The organism is Psychrobacter sp. G (assembly GCF_000418305.1).
Classification (GTDB): Bacteria; Pseudomonadota; Gammaproteobacteria; order Pseudomonadales; family Moraxellaceae; genus Psychrobacter; species Psychrobacter cryohalolentis.
The window spans coordinates 262,775-283,446 of sequence record NC_021661.1; the positions used below are offsets into that span (position 1 = coordinate 262,775).

Genomic DNA, 20,672 nt, shown 5'->3' on the forward strand with positions numbered 1-20,672 from the left:
ATTGGATTCTCTATCACTACATTTCAGCAAATTTACTACGCAAACATATTCTATAGGCGCACAGCTTTATAGAATAATGCTATGATTAAAAAATCTTCCTATTTTCCCTATTGCAGCCTTGGTTGTTTTCGCTGATAGTGATTTTTATCGCGTACACCGTTGCAAGATTACAGGTTATCTATCCTATGTTTACGACACGATATACCTCAAAACCCAAGCACTCTCAGACAGTGGGCAGCGCCATTCGCCATAATATGTATAACATCATGCTTGGCACGTCGATCACGATAGCTTCAGCGGCATTGTTGGTTGGCTGCGGACAAAAAGGCGATTTATACCTTGTAGACGCTGGTAGTAAAGCAGTGCGAGATAGCACGGCAATATTAGATAGTGGCAGTAATCCACAAGATACCGCCTTTGCTAAGATTGACAGCGACCAGCAAAATACAGAGAGTTTTCAGCTGCCTGAACCGAGTAACGATCCTAACGATTACTAATAAGTAATCATGGATTATTAAAATGTAAATGTTCAAACGATTTTTGAGTAAGCCCAATACTTTATTGTTACCTTGATAACTTGATTATATTAGAGATATTTATATGAGTCAGTCAGTCACGACCCAAACTGAGCAAGGCCTGTACATCAATCCTGAAGCCTTAACCGCCCATTTACCCGCGCTAGATTATCGCGACAGTGCACTGTATATGGAACAGGTCAGTATTGATGAAGTGGTTAAACACTATGGTACGCCTTGTTATGTGTACTCAAAGCAAGCCATTTTGGATGTCTATCAAGCTTATACCGATAGCTTTGCCAGCTTAAATCACCAGATTTGCTATGCGGTAAAAGCAAACTCTAACCTTGCTGTACTTGGCGTATTGGCGCAAGCAGGCGCAGGGTTTGATATCGTTTCACGTGGCGAGCTAATGCGGGTATTGGCGGCAGGGGGCGAAGCTGCACGTGTGGTATTCTCAGGCGTCGGCAAAACCTATAGCGATATTGAATATGCGCTTAACCAAGGTATTGGTTGCTTTAATGTTGAGTCGATTAGCGAGCTGACTCTAATCAATGAAGTCGCCGCGCAGCTTGATAAATCAGCGCCGATATCACTACGTGTCAATCCTGATGTGGATGCCAAAACCCATCCGTATATTTCAACAGGTCTCAAAGACAATAAATTCGGGATTGCTCACGAGGATGCGCTGGTCGTTTATCAACAAGCCGCCAAATTGTCTCATATCGATATCGTCGGTATTGACTGTCATATCGGCTCGCAGTTGACTGAAGTTGCGCCATTCGTTGCGGCATTGGACAAAGTAATTGAGCTGGTGCATAGCTTACGTAAAGCAGGTATTGAACTGCGTCATATCGATTTGGGCGGTGGTCTGGGTGTGCGTTATATTGATGAGACACCAGTGTCTATTGATGAATTTGCCAATGCTTTATTACCAAAACTTAGTGAGCTTGGCTTGACGGTATTTTTTGAGCCGGGTCGTAGTATCGTGGCAAATGCTGGGGTGTTATTGACGCAAGTTGACGTGCTTAAACCAACTGAGCATAAGAATTTTGCCATTGTTGACGCGGCAATGAACGATTTAATCCGCCCTGCTTTATATCAAGCTGAAATGGCAGTGATTCCAAGTGTCTTGCCTAATAATGGTATTGACACGGAAGGTACACAGCCGTGGGATATCGTTGGCGCTATTTGTGAAACGGGTGATTTCTTAGCAAAAGATCGTTTGTTGTCGCTTTCGACAGGCGATATTCTCGCAATCACGGGTGCTGGTGCTTATGGCTTTACTATGAGTAGCAACTATAATTCACGCCCGCGAGCTAGTGAAGTCATGGTAGCTGATGATCGCCACCAGCTGATTCGCAAACGCGAAACCGTTGAAGCGCTATATGCAGACGAAGTATTGTGGCAAGGCTAACTGCTAAGCAGCATAAAGTATCTCAAAAATCTAACCCATTATCATGATGATAGTGGGTTTTTTTATGGCAAATTTTGATCGAACACCTGAATAATAAGTGTGGAATATAACTTGGCATTTGATAACGGTGATAGTTATGATTGTAACTGACAGCGTGCTAATATAAGACATACATAAAAATAGGATAGGATATCAGGGATATGCTAATAGAATTTACTAAGATGCATGGGTTGGGCAATGACTTTATGGTCATCGATTTGGTGACTCAGCGTTTGGACTTGACCAAGGATTTGGTGCAGTTACTGGGTGATCGTCATTTAGGTATTGGTTTTGATCAGTTGCTCGTCGTTGAGCCGCCAATGCGCCCCGATGTCGATTTTAGTTACCGTATTTTTAATACTGATGGGTCAGAGGTTGAGCAATGCGGTAATGGCGCCCGCTGTTTTGCCCGTTTTGTGCAAGCGCGCAAGTTATCCTTTAAACAGCGTCTCCGTGTTGAGACGGCAAGCGGCATTATTTCGCTGACGACCGATCGTTATGGCTGGGTAGAGGTTGATATGGGCAAGCCCAAGTTTGAGCCAAGTGAGATTCCATTTACCCCAAGAGCCATCACCAAAATCCAAAATGCTTATCATCTGGACGTAAATGGTACGCCGGTGCAGCTTTATGTTGCCAATATGGGCAATCCGCATGCGGTGATAAAAGTTGACGATGTGCTTGATGCTGACGTTGAAACCTTGGGTAAAGCCATCGAATCGCATCCAGCATTTCCAGAACGTGTCAATGTCGGTTTTATGCAAATAATGAATCAGCGTCATATTCGTCTGCGAGTGTACGAGCGCGGTGTCGGTGAGACGCAAGCCTGTGGTACGGGCGCTTGTGCAGCCGTTGCCATTGGTATACGCGAAGGCTGGCTTGACGAAGGCGAAGATGTGCGTGCTCAGCTCTATGGCGGCAGCATGGTAATTAAATGGCAGCCGGGCTATTCGGTCATGATGACCGGACCAACCGCATTTGTGTATGAAGGTGTCTTTAGTCCAGATGGCTTGATGGCACAAGCCGGTATCAAGCCCAATCCAGAAAGTTAATAGTAAAACATAAGTGACAGTTATTTTTACTGGATAAGTAATAGGGTTGTTTTCAATATGGTGATGTCTTATAAAAAATCTCAAGTGACAGACGCACGATCTGATAAACAATCCGTTTCACCGTCATGGCTATCAGCAGAATTGGCAATCACCATAGAAGCGGATGCCGCGTTAAGTGAATTATTAGCCCCTGTGCATCGTTGGCTAAATGTCTTATCTGTGCGCAATCACTCGCCGCATACATTGACGGCCTATTTTGCAGGCTTGAATCAACTGGCGTTATTCCTGCGAGGTAAATGCCTGACATGGACACGTTGTGATAAGCGCCAATTAGCCCAGCATATCAGCCAACGCCTTGATGAAGACAAACTATCCCTCGCCAGCGTTCAGCAAGAGTTATCAGCTATTCGTCATTTTTATGGCTGGCTGATAGAAGAGGATTTGGCACGTATTAATCCAACTACAGGCTATCAGCTCAAGCGCAGCCCTAGACCATTACCCTCTATCGCTGATGTGGATTTATTGACGCAATTGCTCGACCAAGAAATCCCTGATACACCTGAACAAGCACGCTTGTGGCTACGTGATAAGGCGATGTTTGAATTGCTTTATAGCAGTGGTCTACGTGTCGGTGAGCTAGTCGCGCTAGATATAGTAGACGTCGACTTAGCTGATCTACGGGTACGCGTGACTGGCAAAGGTAATAAGACACGCCTAGTACCTTTAGGAATAAAAGCGGCTGACGCCATTCGTCGTTATTTACCGCACCGCAATCTGTGGGTAGAGCAGATGGACCAAGCATTATTTATTAGTGAAAAACTGGGTACGCGTTTATCAACACGGGCTGTGCAGCAGCGTCTCAAAGTTGCTGCTACTCGTGCTGGTATTGCTCAAAACATGTATCCGCATCTATTGCGCCATTGCTTTGCATCACATATGTTGTCAGGAAGTGGCGACTTGCGCGCTGTCCAAGAGATGCTTGGGCATAGCGATATCAGTACCACGCAAATTTATACCCATGTCGATTTTGCTAAATTGACCCAAGTCTATGACCGCGCCCATCCTCGAGCCACTCACGCATCCAAAGACAGCGATTCAACCCTTTAATTTTAAAAGTGTCTTTCATCGCAAATTGCTTTGATTGAAAAAACCTTTTATCAAGACGCTTTTATAAAAATTATTTTATGCCAAACGATGACAATCAAAGATAGGCATCTTTTGTCGTCCCTGATTTTGCGCTTGTCTATCTAACGTCGATAAGACCAAAGCATAATTTTTATGGTCATTATTTAAAGATGGGTTCAATTCGCTATTATTGTAGCTGCTCATTACAGTTCCATCATAAGAGCTAATCGTTGTATGTCCCCACGTCTGACGTGTATGACCGTCTTTGTACGCATGCTCACCGCCTTGTGCTGCTCCAATGACCATACATTGACTGTCTAAAGCTCGCGCTTGCAGTAAGAGCGACCAATGGGCTTGTCCTGTTAGATACGTAAAAGCAGATGGCGCACTTAATAGTTCTGCGCCTGCTTGCCGCAGACGCTGCGCCAATGCAGGAAAGCGTAGATCAAAGCAAACCATCATACCGAGCTGATAAATATCATCATTTACTTCGAGCGCTGCCACGACCGTCTGCGTACCTGGCTCAAACGTTGCCGCTTCGTTATAACTGCCTTGTTTGTCCGCGACAGTCGCAGTGAATAAGTGAATCTTGTCATAGCGTGCCACTTGTGTACCATCCGGCGCAAACAATAGGCTTACTTGGCGCAATCTACCATCAGGCACAATCATACCGTCAGGGCGATATGGGCAGGGCAGAGAGCCCGCTAGTACGTATATACCATACGTACATGCATATTCCGCTATCGTCGCTGACAGCGCATCAAAGCGCTCTGCTGTCGCAAACTGTCTACCCATGCTACAGCAGTTTTCTGGTAGTACGATAAGCTGCGCGCCTTGTGCACGAGCATCCATAATAGCGGATTTTATATCCGACAGATTGTCTTCAATGCTTTGCTGGCTATTCATTTGGATAGCAGCAACGGTCAGCTGTGTGTTATTGATATGTTCATTCATAGCAGGCTTCTCAATATTGTTAATGTTATATATCTCTTATAAAACGTTTTCAGGTTTGTCATTATTAATGGTTTATTTGAACCTTACTCCGCAAATCATTCTATGCAACTATGCACAGGTATAAATTTTTATTAAAGTATTCTTTAGAAGCTACCAGAAAGCTACGGACAGAGGTTTGTCATTCACTTATCTGGCAAGGGCATAAATTATCATAGCAAAATTGTCGCAAAAAATGCTATCGTCATGTCCTGTTAAGGGTAAACCGCTCACTAATCAGCATTACAAAGACAATATTACCAAGACTGGAGTGTAATAAACTGCCCATGAGTATGTCGTTCGGATTGGCGACCACGCTAAGCACCTCACAAAAACTGACCCCGCAAATGCAGCAAGCTATTAAATTGCTGCAGCTCTCTAGTCTTGAGCTGGCGCAAGAGGTTCAAGCGAAGCTGGACAGTAATCCATTACTAGAACGCATCGAAAACGATGAAGATGAGTACGAAAGTATGGATAAAGACGCATTAGATGAGTTTGGCGAGCCACTAACGTTAGACAGTTGGAATCAGAGTACTGCTTCTGATACGTTTTCTATATCTCCTTCATCAAATAATGAAGATGGATTTGACTATGATGACAGTACTAGCGATAGCTTTACTAATGATAGTCTAGATAAATTGCAGCAAGACGGTTTTGATACGGATGCCATCGACAGTTATACGCTTGAAGACTTTGAAGGCTCAAACTATGATAGCCCTAATGCAAATTATGACGGTTTTAGCACCGCCAGTACTGGTTCAGGCGGCATATCAGCGCGTCCAGATTCTGAGGACTTTGATCGCTATGAGGGCAGTACCAATGCGACGATTCAAGACCATGTGCGTTGGCAGCTGAATTTTAAACGTCTCTCAGAGACAGATACTCTTATCGCTGAGTATTTGATGGATTCTATGGACGACATGGGTTTTGTAAGGCTCGATATCGAGGAGTTGCTACAGAGCTTTGATACCATTGCGAGCTTTTATCAGTGGGATGAGCGCGTTGAGCAGGATGAAGTAATGGCAGTACTGCGCATGATTCAATCCTGTGATCCACTGGGGGTCGGCGCACGAAATCTAAGTGAATGCTTAGCGATTCAGCTATCTAAGCTCGACACTGATACGCCTTATCTAAAACAAGCCCAAGCGCTCTTATCTGCCAGTGAGCATCTGGTCAGTAATAATATTAAAGCTTTAACTGAGCGTACAAGACTTGCGGCTCATGAGATTACCCCTGCGCTTACGCTGTTGCGTACTTTAAATCCTTCACCAGGATTGCTATTTCAAAGCCGCCAACCGGATTATACTCAGTCGCCCGACAGCTATGATATCCCTGATGTATTGGTGACGCCTATCCGTCGCCATGATGCTCATCAAAACACCACCATATCTACTCAAGAAGATGGCTGGCAGGTACGTCTAAACCCTGAAACCTTGCCAAAACTACGAGTCAACCAAGAATATGCCAACCTTGTTAAGCGCGGCGATAATAGCCCTGATAATCAATATCTGCGTGAAAATCTCATCGATGCGCGCTTGTTTATTCGCAGTATCGAAGAGCGTAATCAGAACCTTTTAAAGGTAGCCACTAGCATCGTGCGCTACCAGCAATCTTTTTTGCAGTATGGCGCCACTGCTATGCAACCGCTTATTTTAAAGGTGATTGCAGACGAAGTCGATTTACATGAATCAACGGTCTCGCGCCTGACCACTAGCAAAACCATTTTGACACCGCAAGGACTGTTTTCGCTCAAGCATTTCTTTTCATCACATGTTAGCAGCAGCGATGGTGATATCTCATCAACTGCTATCAGCGCGATGATTAAGCAGCTTATCGCTGATGAAGAGCCCAAAAAGCCATTGTCTGATAGTAAGATAAAAGATTATTTGTTAGCAGAAGGTATCGATATTGCCAGAAGAACAGTCGCTAAATATCGTGAAGCAATGAATATTGGCTCATCTACACAGCGCAAACAAAAATATTAATGGTCTGAATTCAATAAGTTATCTAAAGAGTCGATCAATAATCAAAATATTCTATAGGAGATATAAAAAATAAAATTTTCTGATTATATAGAAACATTAAAGAAACAACCGATTTTATTACATTTACTTACAATATAAAGCCTTGCTACTAGCAGGTTTTCATGACAAATTAGAGTCATACCAACAACAAAATCAGAGTGTCGATTTAGCAAATTTATGTAGTCAGTCATTAGGGATGAGATAAAAAAGATGATAAAAGGATACGTCGATATTTTATTAAAAGCACTGCTATTAAAGGCGTTGAGGATAAAGATACAAGATTATTTTGTGGTAAGGCAGGATGATAAGAGCAGCGATGCGACCTCATCTGTTGATTGTAAGTACTAATAAGAGGACAATAATATGAATGTTTCTATCAGTGGTCACCATATCAGTATTACCGATGGCATGGACACCGCAGTTCGCGAAAAACTTGAAAAAGTCGAGCGTCACTTTGATCAGATTCAAAGTATTCAAGTGATTCTATCGCTAGATAACAGCGGTGCTAAAAAGAGCCATAAGGCTGAAGCTATCATGCGAGTCTCGGGTAAAGAGATGTTTGTCCAAGCTCTTGATGATGATATGTATAAAGCCATAAATGAGATGGCAGACAAACTTGATAGACAAGTACGCAAGTATAAAACAAAAATGGAGAGCAAAAAAACACAGGGTGCAGGGCGTGATGCTCGCTATGAAGATTTGATGACGGCTGAAGCTGAGCCTGCAGTTTAGTGATAGCTTGCTGTGTCATAAAACTTTAATCATTATTAGCCAGTAAATAAATGCGTAAATAGCAAGGTTATTAAATTGAACAGTATTCCTGAGTAATTTGAATACGTGACATGCTCAAAAATGAGCAATTTAGCAAGCCTAAGACGCTAAGTAAAAAAAAGACCTCAAACGAATAATCGTTGAGGTCTTTTTTATAATAAAATTAAAAAGGAAAGTGTTGTAAACGTTAGGTTTTACACTGTGATTTTCTAAAATGCTATATATCAAAAACGACTATCTATTTCAATGGTTAAAAACCTTAGCCACCGCCTACAGCCTGTACTACTTCAATAGTCATGCCTTCAACAATATGTAGCTTATCAAGCTCACTTTTAGGAATTAGTTCACCATCGACTTCTACCGCATAACGACCGTTACTAAGCCCAAGCTCATTGACAACCAATTGTACCGTTTGATGAGTCGTCTGTAACTTCTTACCATTGACACTAATATTGCTCATAAATCGTGCTCCCTAATAATCCAAAATTCCTATTTAGCCTTACTATTTTCACTATTACCAAAACTAACGTAGCCGATTGATTGCAATAAGATTATTTCTTATTTAAATCAATCAGCTATTTGTTAAGCGTGCTGAAGATAGCGCAAGCCATAACCAACCTGCAATCATCAGCACACCGCCAATAGGCGTAATGGCACCGAACCAACGTGGCGCGCCAAGTGTCATGGCGTATAAACTACCCGCAAAAATAATGACACCAATTTGTAACAACCATGCGGCGGTTTGGGTTGCATAGTTTAAGCGAATAAGGATACCAACAAGTAATAATCCAAGCGAATGGACGAACCAATATAGGGTTGCCGTCTGCCACCATTCTAGCTGTTGAGTGCTGACCATAGCTTTGAGACCATGCGCGCCAAACGCGCCTAAAGCAACGGCGATGGCCATATTGATCGCCGCGATACTTATCCAATTGAACATGGTTGTACTCGTATTGTTGAATAAATGCTTACTAGGCAAAAACAGTTGTCTTACTGATAGGCAACTTATTGAATATCATCAGGCAAAATCACACTGTCGATGGTCATCGCTTCACGGATTTTATCCATGGCATTTTTCTCAATTTGGCGTACGCGCTCAGCAGAGATGGAGTAGACCGCTGCCAACTCATGCAGCGTTGATTTTTGCTCAGATAACCAGCGCTGCTCGACAATATCACGTGAGCGATCATCCAAGGTTTCCATTGCAGCAATCAGGGCTGATGAATTATTTTCTTCCCAGTCAGATTCTTCGACGATCTCGGCAGGGTCAATGCCATCTTCCAAAAATAGCTGCGGCGCATAACGTCCATCGTCATCGTCACTTGATTGCGCCTCAAATGACGCATCATAAGAGGTCAGGCGCGACTCCATCTCAAGCACTTGCTTACGAGTAACGTTTAAGTCATTGGCAATCGCATCGGCTTCTTCGAGGGTCAACTGATTGTTGGTCTTTTTCAAACTGCGTAAGTTAAAAAACAGTTTACGATGCGCCTTGGTTGTAGCAACTTTTACAATACGCCAGTTACGGATGACAAATTCATGAATTTCTGCTTTAATCCAATGCACTGCAAATGATACTAGACGTACGCCTTTGTTAGGATCAAAACGTTTTACCGCCTTCATAAGTCCCAAATTACCTTCTTGGATCAAATCTGCTTGCGGTAACCCATAGCCTGAATAGCTGCGGGCAATATGAATGACAAAACGCAAATGCGACATGACCAGTAAACGCGCCGCTTCCACATCGCCTTCATCATAATAGCGATGGGCAAGCTCTTGCTCTTGCGTCGGAGTCAAGATAGGGATTTGGTGCACGGTATTAATATAAGCACCCAAATTCACCCCAGGTGCGGACAAATGCGTCGGCATGGCAGGTACCAGATCACGGGTACTGGTATCGCCAAGCGCGCTGGCATCATAAGGCGGACGCTCAGCTGCCGCTTTCAGTGCTGCATCGCGCGCTTCGTTTATTTCAGGAACAGCGCTGTCTTTTTTACGGTTATTTGCAGCGTTAGTAGTGGTATTAGCCATATTCTTGACCTTGGTTAAATAGATAAGCAAACAGTCAGATAAAAATCTTTATAGTTGTAATTGTAAAGGATAGCGACGCTTAGTTGCTATCAGTTTTGGTAATGATAAAGTGATATATTGTATCAACAGAATATTTAGATTGGCTGGCACTAAATCCTTCACTGTCTGATACGGTGGCTTGATTAATACTAAGCAATAGCGGGTTAGTGGCTTTTGTTTGTAGGCTTTGCTGACAAAAAGCCATAATGTCAGCTTGAGAATTTGGGTCAGTTGCCACAACGTACAATGACTCCCCAGAGACAACACTGCGTAATGCAACCTTAGTTTTTAACAGTGGCATCGGGCAGGCAAGTCCGCGACCATCGACCATATCTTTGATAACAAGTACCGGTTTACTCACATCTGTTTTATCATTTAAGTTGATGTCATCTGTTGGTAATAAGTCTAGGAGCTGCCTGATTGACTGGTGCTCGCTCTTAGACAAAGTCTCTCCCAAACATATTGGATAAGAGGCTCGTACCATGATGGATGGACTATCAGCAGACATAAAATAATCCTTTAACGTGGCTAATATTAAACCTTGTGTTTCAGTCTAATGCTTAGCATTGCAATATTGATGGATAATACTATCTTAATACAACATGGCGATTGTGCTGCGACGCCGACGGTTTTATAAGCAACCATTATAGCAAATTGCCTGTATTCAATTGCAGTTGAATATAGTCATCATCGCGTTTAATCAATCAGAACAACTGAGTAGTATTGATCTTCATATTTTTATATTAGACTTATCTAATAGGTTCACATAACCATGTTGCGCAATAGTGACGCTCTGCGGAGTTATTAGTAGCGACAGGCAGACGGCAATTGACCTTCAATAGACAAGCTCGTATAGTCAAAGCACGTTATGATTATACATATAGGGTACGCACTTGGATTATTCTAAAAGACAATCAATGCTTGATAAGCCGCTAATAAATGCACGGAATAAACGTCCTATCACTCACTATGCAAGCATACATACAGGGTCATTTTCTAAGCAGGTAAACCATCATCTGTCGCGATCACTTGCGATAAAATTAGCACTGTCAACGATACTATTGGCCTGTACAAGCGCCGCCTATAGCAAAAGCCAAGCGGTGCCATTGAGCTATGATTCATGGCAAACCACTAACACAGAAGAGCTAAGTTTGCCCAGTTTACACGGGCAAGGGCTGAGCTTTGATGAGCAATATCAAAATAAATTGCTTGGTGAATGGTCATTAAGAAACATCAATGGTCGTGTAAAGATGGAGCATGACCCTTGGATTCAAGAAACGGTCAAAGAACTAACATGGCGGCTCAATGCCCAAGCGCGCCAGCAAGCACCGCTTGGTTTGGTCATTATCGATAACCCAAGTATTAATGCATTTGCGGCTCCAGGCGGCGTAATTGGTCTTAATACCGGCACTATATTGGCTGCAAACAGCATGGATGAGCTGGCAAGCGTTGTGGCTCATGAGGTCGCGCACATCAGTCAGCGTCATTATGAAAGCGGCGTTGATGAGCGCAAAAAAGCCTTGCTGATGCAAATAGGTGGCATGCTCGCCGCGATTGCTGCATCGACCGTCGATGGTGATGCGGCAGCAGCAGTGATGATGGGTAGCCAAACTGCCACGATGAATAGTAGTATGGCGTTTAGTCGTAATAATGAACGTGATGCTGATCGGGTCGGTATGCAAATCATGAACCAAGCTGGCTATGACCCACGGGCGATGCCGCGCTTCTTTGCGACCATGAATCAAAAAAGTCAGATGAATCAAATCGCCAATCAGTTTTTGCCAAGCTTTATCCGCTCTCATCCACTGAGCAATGAGCGCTTGAGTGAATCTCAAAGCCGCGCGCAGCGTTATAATACGCTGCCGTTAAATCAACAGCAGCGCCATCAAGCTTTGTTTGATCTGCTGTATTGGCGCGTACAAAGTACCGGAAAGCATGCTTCAGAGACCGCCTTGATGACTGCAGCAAAGAATAGCGTCGGGGCAAAGCTTGCGCTGATGCACTGGTATGGAGAGCAGCAGCGCTTTAAAGAAGCCGACAATTTATTTGTCGAGCTTTCCACATTACCGATGGCAAAGCGCCAAGTATTAGAGCCTTTATTGTCCATTACCCAAAGCCAGATTTTAACTGAACAAAATAAATGGCAACAGGCTGCTGAAATACTAGAGAGTCAGCAGCGCTTGTACCCTGAGCGCCGTGATTTACGTCTTTATCTGGCGGAAGCATTGACCAATAGTAATCAGCCAACCAAAGCCCAAGCCTTGCTTAAGCCATTGACTGAACAGCAACCAAGCGACCGTTATGCTTGGCAAAGTTTGCAATTGGCCAATGAAAAATTGGCAAAGACCACCAATTCTGCACCGCTAAAAAGTATTGCTACTATTAATGCACTACGCTACCGCAGTCATGACCAACTATGGAGTGGAAGCTACGAGCGTGCGTTAACTTCTTTGACACAAGCCAAAAAATTGACAGAAAATTTGCAAAATACGGCTCAAGCCAATAGCGCTCGCCCACTGCTTGCCAATATTAACGCCGAAATCAAAGCCGTAAAAACCGCCAAAGACTTTAAGCCTTAGGCGGTTCTTTGATAACTAACTGCTATAAAGCACTATATAGAAAAAGCGTTAATTTTATCAATATGCTGTAGCGATTAACCTTGTAGCGCGTCTTTGACCAGCTTTGAGATTAAGGCAGGGTCAGCACGACCCGCAGTTTTCGTTTTTAATATACCCATCACGCTACCCATATCACGCATTGACGTTGCGCCTTGCTCAGCGATTTCTGCGTTTACCAAGGCAGTAATTTCCGCATCATCCATCTGTTTTGGCATATATTCATTGATAATATCAATCTCAAACTGCTCTTTGGTCGCCAAATCATCACGACCGTTTTCGGTAAAAATAGTCAGTGACTCATGGCGCTGTTTGAGCTGTTTTTGTAATATCTCCAAAACTTCGGCATCATCAAGCTCTATTCGACGGTCGATCTCAATTTGTTTGATAACCGCTTGTACGTTACGCAGTACTTTGACCCGTTCAATCTCACGTGCTTTCATAGAGACTTTGATGGTGTCAGTTAGCGTCTGTTTAATTTGGCTCATTGTTGTTATTCCTTATGATTATAGGTAAAAAGTTTGTATAAAAAGTCTACTAATCAGAACAAGCTTTATAATAGAAAGTGTTAGAACCAATGATAGTAATAACAAAAATTGTAGCATAAAAAACGCCACTGATATCATCGGATAACAGTGGCGTTAGTGTAGCGCTGGTACTTAGCTAATCGACTTATCGATTAGTACATACGAGTGGTACGAATAGTTTCGCGTTGTAATTTTTTCTTATAACGCTTTACTGCAGCAGCTTTTTTGCGCTTGCGTACTTGCGTTGGTTTTTCATAAAATTCACGCTTACGTACATCTGACAATACGCCAGCTTTTTCACAAGCACGTTTAAAACGACGGATAGCGATATCAACTGGTTCGTTTTCTTTAACCTTAACTGCAGGCATGAAGACTCCTCGATTAGGATGAGATATAAGGGCATTAGTTTGGCTGTGTATTAGTATTTAGCCGTAATATCTCAAGATTACTGGCATCAGCTCAAACTAGGACAATCTTGCGCAATAGCACAAGGGCGCCTATTTTAATAAAAAATCGCAATAAAGTCAAAGGCTTTTACTTATTAATCTATAACTATCATTAAGTTGCAAACTGCTGCCAGCAATAAGGGTCGTAAGTCATTTATAGCTAAACGTTCTTTAGGAAGGATGAACGGGTTATTTACTAAATAGCATCAGTATAAATAAAACCCCTACTGTCTATAACGGTTTAGGCCAAGTTTATGCTATGATAATTTGCATAATATCAATCGTTTTATGTGCACTTTATTAAGGATGTTGGAATGAAAAAATCAGTACTCAATACGGCGCTAAGTACAGCATTTATCGTCGCTCTTGGTTTTGGTGTCAGTGCTTGTAGTAGTGAGAAAGAAGGTGAAGAGTCAGATCACATTTTAGCCGTCGATCGTGTTGATGAGGCAGCAGAGATTGCTCGCGCGAATGCACCTGCAGCAGAAAAGATGGATTTCCCAGCAACAGCGCCAATGCCAGCAGCTGATGCGACAACAGATGCGACGATGAGTACTGAAGAAGGGGCTGTCGCAGTAGAGGGAACAGCAGCTGATGCAACGGTAAGCGCCGATAGTTCTGATACCGCTGTGGCGACTGCCGATACTGCCAATAGTACTGAAGTGCCAGCGACGGATTCAGCTGAACCTGCAACCAATTAATCCTGCTTGAAGGCAGTATTCAATAATGAGCGGTGTCACTCACCATCTATAGATGAGGAAACAACCATGACTGTTAAACAAGCTGTAATAAGGAAAAAATCAGTTGTTAAGTTAGCGCTGTCTGGTCTAAGTCTTAGTGTGTTATTGACACTTAGCGCCTGTAGCGGTGGTGACAACACTCCCACTGATGAGCCTGCAGTGGTTAATGAAACCGAAGCTGTGGTTGTGGAGCCAGCAGCGCCTGTTGAAGCTGAGCCTGTCGTTGAAGTAGAAACAGTTGAGGTGTCAGAAGTAAAAGCGGAAGAAGTAAGTGCTGCCGCTGCTGAGCCTGAAGTGTTGGCTGCTGATGCAGGTGCTGCATTGTATGAAAAACAATGTAAAGTCTGTCATGAAAAAGGTTTATTAGCCGCGCCAGTATTCGGTAATAAAGAAGCGTGGGCACCACGAATCGCCAAAGGTATCGATACACTACATATGCACTCTGCCAAGGGCTTTAACAAAATGCCTGCGCAGGCAAGCGCTGAAGTCAGTGAGGCACAAGTTCATGCGGCTGTTGATTATATGGTTGCTGCAGCTAGCTAAATATTATTGATTGAAATTTGCTAAACTGACCGCCATTGTAAGCTTACAGTGGCGGTTTTTTATTCACGCTACAAGGCAAAATATAAAGGCACACAGATGAAAGTATTGGGTTTAGAGACCTCTTGCGATGAGACGGGTCTAGCGATTTTTGATAGCGAACAGATAACGAGCGATAATAAAGGTCTGCTAGGGCAGGTACTGTATTCACAAATAGAGCTGCACGCCCTTTATGGCGGCGTGGTGCCTGAGCTTGCTAGTCGCGATCATATCCGTAAGCTGGTGCCTTTATTTAATGAGCTTTTGCAGCAATGCAATATCACTAAAGATGAGATTGATGCCATTGCTTATACCAAAGGTCCTGGGCTTATCGGTGCGCTGATGACGGGCGCATTATTTGGTCGCAGCTTGGCTTATGGTTTGGACGTACCAGCGATTGGTATTCACCATATGGAAGGGCATTTATTAGCGCCGCTCATGGGTGCGAATCCGCCAGCTTTTCCATTTGTCTCGTTACTGGTTTCTGGTGGTCATACTTTGCTGATTGCCGCACACGGTATCGGACAATATGAAATCCTTGGCGAGTCCATTGATGATGCGGCAGGTGAGTGTTTTGATAAAGCGGCGAAGATGTTGGGCTTGCCATATCCGGGTGGTCCTAATATCGCTAAATTAGCGGAAAGTGGCAATTCGGATGCCTATAGTTTACCAAGACCAATGTTACATCGTGGTTTGGATTTCTCTTTTAGCGGTATGAAAACGGCAGTGCATAATCTGATTAAAGATACCAATGGTTCAGGGGGCTCAGGAAATAGCTCTGATAGCGACCCGCAAGTCCGTGCTGATATTGCCGCCAGTTTTCAGCATGCCGTCGTTGATACCTTGGTGAAAAAATGCGTCAAAGCGCTTAAGCAAGTGAATATGAGCCGATTGGTTATCGCAGGCGGTGTCAGTGCCAATAGTCATTTGCGTGAAACTCTCGAGCGGGAGCTTGCTAAGATAAATGCGACCGTACATTATGCACCTCCTGCTTTATGTACCGATAATGGTGCGATGATTGCGTATGCGGGCTACGAGCGTTTGCAAGCGGGTCAAGCAGATGATTTGGCTGTCAGTTGCGTGCCACGTTGGCCAATGACCGAGTTGCCAGCGGTATAAGCGCTAGAAAGTCGCTTGTATCCAATTTATTAAACTTTATATCACTCAAGGATAACTTATGCAGTGGCTTGCGATTGGATTAGGTGCTGCCATTGGCGCTTGCCTGCGAGGGTGGCTAGCGCGTTTTAACCCGATGCACCACTGGATACCACTTGGGACGCTTGGCGCCAATGTTTTAGGTGGACTATTGATAGGGCTGGCCTTGGTGTGGTTTGAACGTGTGGGCAGCGGTTTGTCTCCCAATATTAGACTGTTTGTGATAACTGGCTTCTTGGGTGGACTGACGACTTTTAGCACCTTTAGCGTTGAAGTATTTACCTTTATCCATAATGGCAAACTGCTTGCAGGCTTAGGACTGATTGGGCTACATGTGGGGCTGACGTTATTAGCAACCGCAATTGGATTTTATTTCTTTAAGTTGGTTTTGTAATAACAAAAATGCAGCGATAAAAAAGAGCCATATTAATTTTTTAATACGGCTCTTTTTTTAGTGATAATTACTTCTAGACAGGTTTTACGATACCTTCTAATAAACTCGCAAACCCTTGCATATAGGCAATCTCTTGGCTCGAGGTGCGCGTTGCCGCATACAGCTGACAGTAGACGCCGCTACCTAATGGACGCGAAACTACCCAGCCTTTTTTTTCATATTCAGCGACCACCCAGTCGGGGAGTGCTGCCACCCCGCGTTCACTAGCAACCAACTGAATCAACATAGCGGTTAGCTCGGTGGTACGCATACTTTTAAAGCTGACCTGCTCAGGACTCATAAAATTGGCAATAATATCGAGGCGCTTAGCTTCCACCGGATAGGCAATCAAAGTTTCATCGACTAAGTCTTTGGCATGGATAAATTGTTGCTCCGCCAAGTCATGAGTCGGCGACAGTACCAAACGACTTTCATATTCAAATAAGGGCTGATAGCTGATACCTTCTATCGGTAAATTACTGGTAGTAATCAATAAATCAATATCACCTTCCATCAATAAATGATGCGGCTCAGGCTCAAAACCGGTGGCAAAGTCCAATTCGACATCCGACCACTCACGGCGATAATGATTGAGAATGGGCATCAGCCAATCAAAACAGCTATGACATTCAGAAGCTAAGCGCAATCTGCCTGCTTGACCATGGGCTAAGCGTTTTAAGTTGGCTTTGGTGCGCGTGACCTGCGGTAAAATGCTGTCAGCGAGTGCCAATACCGTCTTGCCAGCTGGCGTAAAGGTCAACGGACGCGTGCGCCGATTGACCAAACTAATATCGTAATAGTTCTCTAGCTCTTTTAACTGATGCGAAACTGCAGAGGCAGTGACATGGAGCTCATCAGCAGCAGCGGCCAATGAGCCATGTGCTCGCAGCGCAGTTAGCGTATTAAGATGACGGAGCTCAAGCATAATGCAACCTAACCGCTAAAGTGAGAAAAATTTATTATAATCAATATAGCGCTGACTTTCACTCATAGCTTATTATTAATAAATGATGGACAGCTAACGTCGACGTAGCAATAGCTGTGAAATCACTGCCAAGATTAATGAAGCAACCAACAGAATCGTACCAATCGCATTGACCTCGGGTTTGAGACCTACACGTACCATAGAATAAATACGTAGCGGCAATATCTCATAGCTAGGACCGGTGACAAAGGTCGATACCACCACATCATCGAGCGATAAGGTAAAAGCAAGTAGCCAACCAGCCATCACTGCCGGGAAAATCACCGGAATCAATACTGTCCGTACCATTATTGATTCGCTAGCACCCAAATCACGCGCCGCTTCCATCAAACGCTCATCCAAACTACTTAAGCGCGCAAAGACAGTTATAACGACAAACGGCAGGCAAAAAGTAATATGCGCTAATAGCAGCGAGACAAAACCGAGCTGCAGTCCGATTAATAAAAACAGTGCCAGTAGCGATATCGCCAAGACAATCTCAGGCGACATCATTAGCACAAATAGCAGCCCGTTTAATAAACCTTTACCGCGAAAGTCATAGCGATGTAGCGCAAGCGCCGTTAATGTACCGATAGCGGTAGAAACCGTGGCGGCAACCAAGCCCAAGACAATAGAATGCCAAAAGGCATCAAGCATCGCCTGATTATTAAAGAGCGACTCGTACCACTTTAAACTAAAGCCGCCCCAATTATAGCCAATTTTTGACTTATTAAATGACATCACTACCAAGACGATGATAGGTAGATATAGCAAGGTATAAATCAGCCCAAGGTAGCCTTTGGCGACGATATTGCCAAACCTTATGGGATTTTTGTTTTTCGGCGATTTGTTATTTGTTGAGCCATTTAGTGAACTATCAGACATTAGGCCACCTCGCTAAAGTCAGTCTTGCCGATACGGCGACTACTAGCGCGATAGGCAAGCAATAATACCGCCATAGCAAGCGTCAATAGGACACTGGCAGCCGCGCCAAATGGCCAATCACGGGCATCTAAAAATTGGTTCTTGATAATATTTCCAACGAGTAGATTGCGTGAACCGCCCAAAATATCGGCAACATAAAACATACCCATTGCTGGTAATAGTACCAACAGCACCCCTGAGATAATACCAGGTGTCGTTAATGGTAGTACCACATGCCAAAAGGTTTGCGGTTTCGATGCGCCCAAATCCTGCGAGGCAAGCAGCATATCATTGCGCAAATCGCTAAACACCGCATATAGCGGCAGCACCATAAACGGAAACAATAAATACGTTAAACCAGCAATCACAGCGCCTTGGGTATATAAGATATCAATGGGCGCATCAATAATGCCTATGGCTAATAAGGATTTATTAATTAACCCGTTATTGGCAAATAATAATTTAAGCGCATACGTCCGTACTAGGGAGTTGGTCCAAAATGGCAATATCAGCATGAGCATTAACAAAGGCTGCCAGCGTTTGCTCACGCGTGAGACAAACCAAGCAAAAGGATAACCGAGTAATAAGCAGATTATCGTAGTAATGCCTGCCATCCATAATGAGTGCACGAAGACATCAAAGTACAGCGGATCAATCATACGCACGTAGCTGTCGATACTGATAGGTAAGCTGATAAAAGCCGTGCTATCACGGGTCAGAAAACTGACGGCAATGACCAATATATTGGGTAATAGCGCAAAGATAAGAAGCCAACCCCAAATCAGCCATAGCGTTGCCGTACGAAAAGGGCTTTTATTGCTGATGCCAGTATGTGCCATTAGTGGATATCCTCTTCTGGCAATACCCATTCCCAACCATCGACCCACGACACTTTTACACCTTCATTAAGCTTATAGTCAAAACTTGGGTCATCTTCATCAAAGAATTCTGATGCTTTAATAATATGACCGTTCGTTAGCTCAATAATCGAGTCTAAGGTGCTGCCTTTATAATTACTTTCAATTACCCGCCCCAGTAGGCCGCCATGCTCTTTATCATTGGGATCATAAATGCGCAAATCTTCCGGACGTAGCAATAAATTGACGATATCGCCGACTTGGACATCGTTGGCAAAATCGGGTCGACGCAGATTACGCACAGGCGTTGGTCCGTCTTGAACTTGTGCTTCGCAGACTTCAACCTCAATACGACCATTGGTCACGCGACCATCACGATCTGGCTGCTCAGGATAAACACCTTTGACTTCCGCTTTAAATAAATTGGTCTCGCCAATAAACTTAGCAGTAAATAAATTGGCAGGGGTTTCGTAAATCTCAATAGGCGTACCAATTTGTTGGAATCTGCCGTCTTTCATCACTGCAATGCGGTCTGACATCGACAGCGCTTCTTCTTGATCATGGGTAACGAAGACAAAAGTAATGCCAAGCTCACGTTGCAGGCGTTTGAGCTCAGACTGCATTTGTAGACGCAGCTTATGATCGAGCGCCGATAAAGGCTCATCGAGCAATAGTAATTTAGGACGATTGATGACTGCACGTGCAATCGCAACGCGCTGCTGCTGCCCACCGGATAAATCCTGCGGGCGACGATTGGCTAAATGTTCTAGCTGTACCATCGCTAGCATCTCACGTACCCGCGTTTGAATCTCAACTTTAGGGACTTTTCGTAGCTTTAGACCATACGCCACATTTTGCGCGACGGTCATATGCGGAAACAGCGCATATTGCTGAAACACGGTATTGACTGGACGTTTATCAGCGGGCAAGCCTGCCATCTGTACGCCATCCAAATAAATCGCCCCTGCACTTGGCTGCTCAAATCCTGCAATCAGTCGTAGTAAGGTAGTTTTACCGCAGCCTGAAGGACCGAGTAAGGTAATAAACTCGCCATGCTGGATATCAAGATTGATGTCTTTTAAGACCTCAGTATTATCATAGGTTTTCTTTAGACCGGTCAGTTGTAGCAATACCTTATCAGTGTTTGCTGATGCAGGAGTAGTCGGCGGCGTTAAAAGTGATTCGGTCATAATGATTCCTAGATTACCGACATACATACTAAAATATCAGTGTCAGTCTGAACGCTGTATACGTTAGACATGATGATTTAGTATGTTAAAGCGATGAGTTTAACAGGGGTTGGTCGCAGGCTATTATAACAAACCTTCACTATAAGTTAGCGCAAGTTCCTTGTTGGTTGGTTGACCCTATAGCTATCTTGAAATAGCGATTAGAGATGAGTCTATGCTTTGTTAAATAGACTAAGTAACCA

The 20,672-nt window shown here is 43.8% G+C and carries 22 protein-coding genes; 11 read left to right on the top strand and 11 right to left on the bottom strand.

All coding sequences use genetic code 11. The annotated features are described in order from the left end of the window. The first annotated feature begins 185 nt into the window (after positions 1 to 185). The 4 genes from lptM (at position 186) to PSYCG_RS01125 (ending at position 4,127) form a co-directional block, all read left to right on the top strand. Positions 186 to 497: an LPS translocon maturation chaperone LptM gene (lptM, locus tag PSYCG_RS01110; RefSeq protein ID WP_020442581.1), complete on the top strand. Its 312-nt coding sequence runs from the start codon at positions 186 to 188 to the stop codon at positions 495 to 497. Between the two features lie 103 nt (positions 498 to 600). Next, a complete protein-coding gene (lysA, locus tag PSYCG_RS01115) occupies positions 601 to 1,932 on the top strand; it encodes a diaminopimelate decarboxylase (RefSeq protein WP_020442582.1) in 1,332 nt (443 codons plus the stop codon). A gap of 200 nt (positions 1,933 to 2,132) precedes the next feature. Further along, positions 2,133 to 3,020, top strand: a complete 888-nt coding sequence (gene dapF / locus PSYCG_RS01120) for a diaminopimelate epimerase (protein WP_020442583.1) — start codon at positions 2,133 to 2,135, stop codon at positions 3,018 to 3,020. 57 nt (positions 3,021 to 3,077) lie between these two features. Continuing rightward, entirely contained in the window at positions 3,078 to 4,127 is a 1,050-nt protein-coding gene (locus PSYCG_RS01125) for a tyrosine recombinase XerC (RefSeq protein ID WP_020442584.1), read from the top strand. A gap of 75 nt (positions 4,128 to 4,202) precedes the next feature. On the opposite strand, the gene PSYCG_RS01130 is transcribed toward PSYCG_RS01125, so the two are convergent. Further along, positions 4,203 to 5,099, bottom strand: a complete 897-nt coding sequence (locus tag PSYCG_RS01130; protein ID WP_020442585.1) for a nitrilase-related carbon-nitrogen hydrolase — start codon at positions 5,097 to 5,099, stop codon at positions 4,203 to 4,205. Positions 5,100 to 5,422: 323 nt separating this feature from the next. Between PSYCG_RS01130 and rpoN the strand changes: the two genes are divergently transcribed. Further along, positions 5,423 to 7,120, top strand: coding sequence for an RNA polymerase factor sigma-54 (gene rpoN / locus PSYCG_RS01135; protein ID WP_020442586.1), 1,698 nt, complete (start codon positions 5,423 to 5,425; stop codon positions 7,118 to 7,120). A gap of 402 nt (positions 7,121 to 7,522) precedes the next feature. Next, entirely contained in the window at positions 7,523 to 7,891 is a 369-nt protein-coding gene (gene hpf, locus PSYCG_RS01140) for a ribosome hibernation-promoting factor, HPF/YfiA family (RefSeq protein WP_020442587.1), read from the top strand. A gap of 298 nt (positions 7,892 to 8,189) precedes the next feature. Here hpf and thiS read toward each other — a convergent pair whose 3' ends face one another. The 4 genes from thiS to PSYCG_RS01160 form a co-directional block, all read right to left on the bottom strand. After that, positions 8,190 to 8,390 carry a sulfur carrier protein ThiS gene (gene thiS, locus PSYCG_RS01145; protein ID WP_011512598.1) on the bottom strand — a complete coding sequence of 67 codons (201 nt, stop codon included), beginning with the start codon at positions 8,388 to 8,390 and terminating at the stop codon, positions 8,190 to 8,192. Between the two features lie 111 nt (positions 8,391 to 8,501). After that, entirely contained in the window at positions 8,502 to 8,870 is a 369-nt protein-coding gene (locus tag PSYCG_RS01150; RefSeq protein WP_020442588.1) for a DUF423 domain-containing protein, read from the bottom strand. Between the two features lie 65 nt (positions 8,871 to 8,935). Then, a complete protein-coding gene (gene rpoH / locus PSYCG_RS01155) occupies positions 8,936 to 9,799 on the bottom strand; it encodes an RNA polymerase sigma factor RpoH (RefSeq protein ID WP_011512600.1) in 864 nt (287 codons plus the stop codon). Between the two features lie 241 nt (positions 9,800 to 10,040). Continuing rightward, positions 10,041 to 10,508 (bottom strand): sulfurtransferase TusA family protein, encoded by a 468-nt coding sequence (locus PSYCG_RS01160; RefSeq protein ID WP_020442590.1) that lies wholly within the window; start codon positions 10,506 to 10,508, stop codon positions 10,041 to 10,043. Positions 10,509 to 10,917: 409 nt separating this feature from the next. Here PSYCG_RS01160 and PSYCG_RS01165 point away from each other — a divergent pair, with 409 nt between their 5' ends. Continuing rightward, positions 10,918 to 12,579 (top strand): M48 family metalloprotease, encoded by a 1,662-nt coding sequence (locus PSYCG_RS01165; RefSeq protein ID WP_020442591.1) that lies wholly within the window; start codon positions 10,918 to 10,920, stop codon positions 12,577 to 12,579. A gap of 74 nt (positions 12,580 to 12,653) precedes the next feature. Here PSYCG_RS01165 and PSYCG_RS01170 read toward each other — a convergent pair whose 3' ends face one another. Together PSYCG_RS01170 and rpsU are read right to left on the bottom strand one after the other, a co-directional pair. Continuing rightward, a complete protein-coding gene (locus PSYCG_RS01170) occupies positions 12,654 to 13,103 on the bottom strand; it encodes a GatB/YqeY domain-containing protein (RefSeq protein ID WP_011512603.1) in 450 nt (149 codons plus the stop codon). Between the two features lie 191 nt (positions 13,104 to 13,294). Then, on the bottom strand, positions 13,295 to 13,510 hold the full coding sequence (gene rpsU / locus PSYCG_RS01175; RefSeq protein WP_010195908.1) for a 30S ribosomal protein S21: 216 nt from the start codon (positions 13,508 to 13,510) through the stop codon (positions 13,295 to 13,297). 392 nt (positions 13,511 to 13,902) lie between these two features. Between rpsU and PSYCG_RS01180 the strand changes: the two genes are divergently transcribed. From PSYCG_RS01180 to PSYCG_RS01195, 4 genes are all read left to right on the top strand, one after another. Continuing rightward, positions 13,903 to 14,289, top strand: a complete 387-nt coding sequence (locus PSYCG_RS01180) for a hypothetical protein (RefSeq protein WP_020442592.1) — start codon at positions 13,903 to 13,905, stop codon at positions 14,287 to 14,289. 66 nt (positions 14,290 to 14,355) lie between these two features. Next, positions 14,356 to 14,871, top strand: a complete 516-nt coding sequence (locus PSYCG_RS01185; RefSeq protein ID WP_020442593.1) for a c-type cytochrome — start codon at positions 14,356 to 14,358, stop codon at positions 14,869 to 14,871. Between the two features lie 96 nt (positions 14,872 to 14,967). Then, positions 14,968 to 16,026: a tRNA (adenosine(37)-N6)-threonylcarbamoyltransferase complex transferase subunit TsaD gene (tsaD, locus tag PSYCG_RS01190; RefSeq protein ID WP_020442594.1), complete on the top strand. Its 1,059-nt coding sequence runs from the start codon at positions 14,968 to 14,970 to the stop codon at positions 16,024 to 16,026. Positions 16,027 to 16,084: 58 nt separating this feature from the next. Continuing rightward, positions 16,085 to 16,456 carry a CrcB family protein gene (locus PSYCG_RS01195; RefSeq protein ID WP_020442595.1) on the top strand — a complete coding sequence of 124 codons (372 nt, stop codon included), beginning with the start codon at positions 16,085 to 16,087 and terminating at the stop codon, positions 16,454 to 16,456. A 73-nt stretch (positions 16,457 to 16,529) separates the two neighbouring features. Here PSYCG_RS01195 and PSYCG_RS01200 read toward each other — a convergent pair whose 3' ends face one another. The 4 genes from PSYCG_RS01200 to potA all read right to left on the bottom strand — a co-directional run bounded on the left by PSYCG_RS01200 (position 16,530) and on the right by potA (position 20,430). Next, positions 16,530 to 17,420 (bottom strand): LysR family transcriptional regulator, encoded by an 891-nt coding sequence (locus tag PSYCG_RS01200; RefSeq protein ID WP_020442596.1) that lies wholly within the window; start codon positions 17,418 to 17,420, stop codon positions 16,530 to 16,532. Positions 17,421 to 17,513: 93 nt separating this feature from the next. Further along, on the bottom strand, positions 17,514 to 18,344 hold the full coding sequence (gene potC, locus PSYCG_RS01205; protein ID WP_020442597.1) for a spermidine/putrescine ABC transporter permease PotC: 831 nt from the start codon (positions 18,342 to 18,344) through the stop codon (positions 17,514 to 17,516). Continuing rightward, positions 18,344 to 19,222, bottom strand: coding sequence for a spermidine/putrescine ABC transporter permease PotB (gene potB / locus PSYCG_RS01210; protein WP_020442598.1), 879 nt, complete (start codon positions 19,220 to 19,222; stop codon positions 18,344 to 18,346). Before potB ends, potC begins: the two co-directional genes overlap by 1 nt. Beyond that, positions 19,222 to 20,430, bottom strand: a complete 1,209-nt coding sequence (gene potA / locus PSYCG_RS01215) for a spermidine/putrescine ABC transporter ATP-binding protein PotA (RefSeq protein ID WP_020442599.1) — start codon at positions 20,428 to 20,430, stop codon at positions 19,222 to 19,224. The genes potB and potA overlap by 1 nt, the downstream gene beginning before the upstream one ends. Positions 20,431 to 20,672: the final 242 nt, after the last annotated feature.

Coding starts and splice junctions, on each gene's coding strand:
- lptM (WP_020442581.1), top strand. CDS start 186: ATGTTTACGACACGATATACCTCAAAACCCAAGCACTCTCAGACAGTG.
- lysA (WP_020442582.1), top strand. CDS start 601: ATGAGTCAGTCAGTCACGACCCAAACTGAGCAAGGCCTGTACATCAAT.
- dapF (WP_020442583.1), top strand. CDS start 2,133: ATGCTAATAGAATTTACTAAGATGCATGGGTTGGGCAATGACTTTATG.
- PSYCG_RS01125 (WP_020442584.1), top strand. CDS start 3,078: ATGGTGATGTCTTATAAAAAATCTCAAGTGACAGACGCACGATCTGAT.
- PSYCG_RS01130 (WP_020442585.1), bottom strand. CDS start 5,099: ATGAATGAACATATCAATAACACACAGCTGACCGTTGCTGCTATCCAA.
- rpoN (WP_020442586.1), top strand. CDS start 5,423: ATGAGTATGTCGTTCGGATTGGCGACCACGCTAAGCACCTCACAAAAA.
- hpf (WP_020442587.1), top strand. CDS start 7,523: ATGAATGTTTCTATCAGTGGTCACCATATCAGTATTACCGATGGCATG.
- thiS (WP_011512598.1), bottom strand. CDS start 8,390: ATGAGCAATATTAGTGTCAATGGTAAGAAGTTACAGACGACTCATCAA.
- PSYCG_RS01150 (WP_020442588.1), bottom strand. CDS start 8,870: ATGTTCAATTGGATAAGTATCGCGGCGATCAATATGGCCATCGCCGTT.
- rpoH (WP_011512600.1), bottom strand. CDS start 9,799: ATGCCGACGCATTTGTCCGCACCTGGGGTGAATTTGGGTGCTTATATT.
- PSYCG_RS01160 (WP_020442590.1), bottom strand. CDS start 10,508: ATGTCTGCTGATAGTCCATCCATCATGGTACGAGCCTCTTATCCAATA.
- PSYCG_RS01165 (WP_020442591.1), top strand. CDS start 10,918: ATGCTTGATAAGCCGCTAATAAATGCACGGAATAAACGTCCTATCACT.
- PSYCG_RS01170 (WP_011512603.1), bottom strand. CDS start 13,103: ATGAGCCAAATTAAACAGACGCTAACTGACACCATCAAAGTCTCTATG.
- rpsU (WP_010195908.1), bottom strand. CDS start 13,510: ATGCCTGCAGTTAAGGTTAAAGAAAACGAACCAGTTGATATCGCTATC.
- PSYCG_RS01180 (WP_020442592.1), top strand. CDS start 13,903: ATGAAAAAATCAGTACTCAATACGGCGCTAAGTACAGCATTTATCGTC.
- PSYCG_RS01185 (WP_020442593.1), top strand. CDS start 14,356: ATGACTGTTAAACAAGCTGTAATAAGGAAAAAATCAGTTGTTAAGTTA.
- tsaD (WP_020442594.1), top strand. CDS start 14,968: ATGAAAGTATTGGGTTTAGAGACCTCTTGCGATGAGACGGGTCTAGCG.
- PSYCG_RS01195 (WP_020442595.1), top strand. CDS start 16,085: ATGCAGTGGCTTGCGATTGGATTAGGTGCTGCCATTGGCGCTTGCCTG.
- PSYCG_RS01200 (WP_020442596.1), bottom strand. CDS start 17,420: ATGCTTGAGCTCCGTCATCTTAATACGCTAACTGCGCTGCGAGCACAT.
- potC (WP_020442597.1), bottom strand. CDS start 18,344: ATGTCTGATAGTTCACTAAATGGCTCAACAAATAACAAATCGCCGAAA.
- potB (WP_020442598.1), bottom strand. CDS start 19,222: ATGGCACATACTGGCATCAGCAATAAAAGCCCTTTTCGTACGGCAACG.
- potA (WP_020442599.1), bottom strand. CDS start 20,430: ATGACCGAATCACTTTTAACGCCGCCGACTACTCCTGCATCAGCAAAC.